Raw genomic sequence first — 2,871 nt, 5'->3', positions numbered from 1 at the left:
AACGCTTTCTTGACGAACTGAACGTCTCCATCGCCACCTTCAAGCGGGACCTGGAATACCTGCGCGACCGGCTGGGTGCCCCCATCATCTGGGACTGGCAGCTGCGGGGCTATCGCTTTCAGGAGCCGGATGGCGGGATGGCGGTCCCCAGACACGAACTGCCCGGACTCTGGTTCAATGCCTCGGAGGTCCATGCGCCAGCTACTCTCGCAGATCCAGCCGGGATTGCTGGAGTCGCACATCCAGCCCCTGCTGACACGCCTGAACACGCTCCTGGCGGCGGGCGATCACTCCCCGGATTCGGTTGAGCGGCGTGTTCGGATCTTACCTGTAGCGCGGCGTAGCTGTGACTCACGTCTGTTCCCGCAGATCGCCCAGGCCCTGCTTCAGCGAAAACGGCTTCGAGCGACCCATTACAACCGATCAAATAACGAAACCACTGTCCGTGACATCTCCCCGCAGCGGCTGGTGTACTACCGGGACAACTGGTACCTGGATGCCTGGTGTCATTGGCGCGAGGGACTGCGTAGCTTTGCCGTCGATGCGCTGGAGCAGGTGGTGATCTTGCCGGATCCAGCACTCGAGGTGGACGACGCATACCTGGAGGCGGAACTCGCCGCTGGCTACGGCATCTTCTCCGGCGCCGAGGTGCAGTGGGCGCTCCTGCGCTTCACCCCCGAACGCTCACGATGGGTGCAGGCCGAAGTCTGGCACCCTCAGCAGCAAGGGCAGTCGGATGAGCAAGGCCGCTATTGCCTGAAGTTGCCCTAAACCCAGTCCCCGGAACTGGTCATGGACATCCTGCGCCACGGTGACCAGGTCGAAGTCCTGGAACCCGAGGCCTTGCGCCAGCAAATCCAGGCAGTCGCTCAGCGGCTGGCGGCTCTGTATCAAAAATAGTTTTGAGTGGCTCACGTGGTGAGCGACTGGCTTCCGTACACTGTCTCCGTCAACCACCGAAAACGGAGACCGACCATGTTGAACCGACTCATGCAAGGCCTTGTGGCCGCCAAGCTTGCCTTTGGTTGCGGCTGGAAAACCGGGTTCGCACCGCGCCCGGTGCTGCCCTATCGGCCGGCCTGGCAGAACGGCGTGAACTACGACATCCCCACCTACCTGCGCCGGCGCATGACCTGCGGTGCACCGCGGTGAGGCTCTCTCGCGGGCAAGACCGCGTCAGGCGGCTTCACATGGGGAGGAGGGTCATAAGGGCCAACTCTCTGCAGAAACGTGAGGGTTTGCCGATGTCTAGGAATGTCGAAGCATGATGTTCGACGTCTGGCGCCTGAGGGAGCAGGGTTGGTTGCTCCCTCGCTTTCGCTCCTGCATGGTGCCGCCGGTACGCGCGATCCTGCACGTACGGGAGCAGCGGGATCAGGACCTGAACCGCCACATCCGGGTCGCCGAACTAGTCGATCCGCGAAGCCGACAATCCCTCCACGACTTTCCGCCCTTGCTGGACGTGACCCTGGTCGCCCTGGACGAGACGTCCATGACCCTGGCCGGTACGGAGCGACTAAATGACCCTCGGGCCGCCCGGGAATATCTCTATGCGCAGAGTTGGTTCCTGCAAGTCGTGCGTGCCAACGAACTGCCGCCACGGCATGGCAGGAAGACTGCGAGCATGGAGGAGAACGGCGTGCATCACGCGACCTGATACTCTATCGACTTACTTCGCTCCCATCTCGCTGAGGGTAAGTGAAGCGGCGTCATGCGTAGGCGCTTCGATAGCACTCCCCGTAGCGCGCCACCGGGGTGTCCCGCCGCGATGAAGCGACGAGCCACCGTCGATCTCTCCGTCGTAAACTGCGTTCGGGATCTATTGTGGTTACTGGATATCGCGGTAATCGTCAGGAGAGTCGGCAGATCTCATTGGCCAACACGCGGTAAAGATTTCTGTGGGCGTCACCCAGAGCAGGATCGCTTTTGTATCCAAAGACAACGTCCAGATGGTCAAAGCTCGCGCCGGTAATGGCCTCAGCCTTTTCGTAGTACCACTTGCCGCGCTCGATGGCTTCTCGCCCGGCAATGCCTTCGCCCCCACGCTTGCGTTCCCCGCCGGTAAAGGGGAAGCGCTGTGAAATGGAACTGACGGCACCATCGTTCTCCCGCCAATTTTCAATGGTCAGCTCGCCAGAACCCCAGCCCTCGAGCGGGGATTCATCTGAGTCAAAATCCACGAAGGACCCTTGATACAACGAACTGCTCCACAGGACTAGGTTCATCAAGACCGGAGTAGGCGTTTGATCGTAGGGAAAAAAGATGCTGGACGTTTGCTCGGTGACAATGGACAGGTAATAGCAGTCGTCTTGGGTCTTGAAGCGTCGATTCGCTGCTTGTGATCCTTTAAGCGTCATGTCGTAGGCCAGATTGTCCCGGCCTTTGGCGAAATGGCTGGCCTTCAGTTTGGTAATCAGATCGGACCCGCCGGATACTTTCGTGGGATCAATCCACTGATCGAGTCCCCAATCGTAAAAGTTCCGTGCCTGGCCTCTGGTCAGCCCTCCCAGCAACTGAATCCCGCTACCGATGAAATCACCGATGGGGCCGGTGAGCAGTCCAGAGCGTTTGTCGCATCCCAAGTTATAGGTCAGGGTTGACCCATTAAGCACGCCCGAAATACAGATTATCGCTTCGACCCACCGCGCGGTGGTGCCGCGCTGCCAGTAGTCTTGCGCCAAAAGCTGTTGCAACTGAAGGCAGGTGTGGGCGCCCGCGCTGTGTGCAATGAAGATGACGGGATTATCTTCGGACCAGGGTTCATCTGTACAAGTTTAGACTTGATCTGACAGAGTTCCTTGCCGCGAGGTGGGGTTACCCGTTTTGATAGAGGTGCGAATCTTCATCGAAACGGCGCGTGAGCGCAGGAGT

At 59.7% G+C, this 2,871-nt stretch carries 6 protein-coding genes; 4 read left to right on the top strand and 2 right to left on the bottom strand.

Going from position 1 to position 2,871, the window contains the following annotated elements; genetic code table 11:
* Positions 1–194 (bottom strand): hypothetical protein (locus EK23_RS24425; protein ID WP_235282256.1); only part of this gene is annotated, 194 nt, incomplete at its 3' end.
* Here EK23_RS24425 and EK23_RS22255 point away from each other — a divergent pair.
* The 4 genes from EK23_RS22255 (at position 193) to EK23_RS21210 (ending at position 1,657) form a co-directional block, all read left to right on the top strand.
* The gene (locus EK23_RS22255; RefSeq protein WP_052808438.1) at positions 193–771 is read left to right on the top strand and encodes a WYL domain-containing protein; all 579 of its coding nucleotides are present in this window, start codon (positions 193–195) and stop codon (positions 769–771) included. The two genes, EK23_RS24425 and EK23_RS22255, sit on opposite strands and share 2 nt — an antisense overlap.
* Positions 772–786: 15 nt before the next feature.
* Positions 787–900: a WCX domain-containing protein gene (locus EK23_RS24950; protein WP_499842565.1), complete on the top strand. Its 114-nt coding sequence runs from the start codon at positions 787–789 to the stop codon at positions 898–900.
* Between the two features lie 75 nt (positions 901–975).
* Positions 976–1,152: a hypothetical protein gene (locus EK23_RS23820; RefSeq protein WP_158002575.1), complete on the top strand. Its 177-nt coding sequence runs from the start codon at positions 976–978 to the stop codon at positions 1,150–1,152.
* 112 nt (positions 1,153–1,264) lie between these two features.
* Complete coding sequence (locus EK23_RS21210; protein ID WP_045227394.1) at positions 1,265–1,657, top strand: hypothetical protein; 393 nt, start codon at positions 1,265–1,267, stop codon at positions 1,655–1,657.
* Positions 1,658–1,850: 193 nt separating this feature from the next.
* Here the strand turns inward: EK23_RS21210 and EK23_RS21205 are convergent, their stop codons facing one another.
* Entirely contained in the window at positions 1,851–2,681 is an 831-nt protein-coding gene (locus EK23_RS21205) for a hypothetical protein (protein WP_052808437.1), read from the bottom strand.
* Positions 2,682–2,871 lie beyond the last annotated feature (190 nt).

Origin of the sequence: Methyloterricola oryzae (genome assembly GCF_000934725.1) — a bacterium.
Lineage (GTDB): Bacteria > Pseudomonadota > Gammaproteobacteria > Methylococcales > Methylococcaceae > Methyloterricola > Methyloterricola oryzae.
This window is presented reverse-complemented; position numbering and strand designations above follow the sequence as displayed.

Coding starts and splice junctions, on each gene's coding strand:
- EK23_RS22255 (WP_052808438.1), top strand. CDS start 193: ATGCGCCAGCTACTCTCGCAGATCCAGCCGGGATTGCTGGAGTCGCAC.
- EK23_RS23820 (WP_158002575.1), top strand. CDS start 976: ATGTTGAACCGACTCATGCAAGGCCTTGTGGCCGCCAAGCTTGCCTTT.
- EK23_RS21210 (WP_045227394.1), top strand. CDS start 1,265: ATGATGTTCGACGTCTGGCGCCTGAGGGAGCAGGGTTGGTTGCTCCCT.